At 55.1% G+C, this 372-nt stretch carries 1 protein-coding gene; it reads left to right on the plus strand.

Translation table 11 applies throughout. The features are described from left to right. The coding region (locus VJI94_RS08100) for a fibronectin type III domain-containing protein (protein WP_324008978.1) at window positions 1-372 on the plus strand (372 nt) is incomplete at both ends.

Raw genomic sequence — 372 nt, forward strand, 5'->3', positions numbered from 1 at the left:
GGGCCAACCCTTCCACAACTTGGACGGTGCCCGGTGTAGCAGCCCGTAACCAAGTGACCTATATTATGGGTCTTCAGCCTGCTACGCAGTATTCTATTCGGGCAACAGCTACCGATGGATCGCGCTACTCTCCAGCATCGCCTTGGCAAACTGCTAGCACGAACGGCATTGCCAATGTTTCCAAGGATACGCAGGCAGTGGGTGGCAAGCCTGCTGCTACTGTTATCAATGACATTAATGCTGCGTTCCAAAAGGCTGCTGATGCGGAGTCTACGTCCAACGCTGCTCTGGCGTCTGCTGCCACGGTGCAGTCTAATCTAACCTCCACCGCCGCAGAGATTCGGAATGAACTAAGTGCTGCGCAGGGTTCGC

The sequence above is a fragment of the Parvimonas sp. D9 genome (assembly GCF_035282565.1).
Taxonomy (GTDB): Bacteria; Bacillota; Clostridia; order Tissierellales; family Peptoniphilaceae; genus Parvimonas; species Parvimonas micra.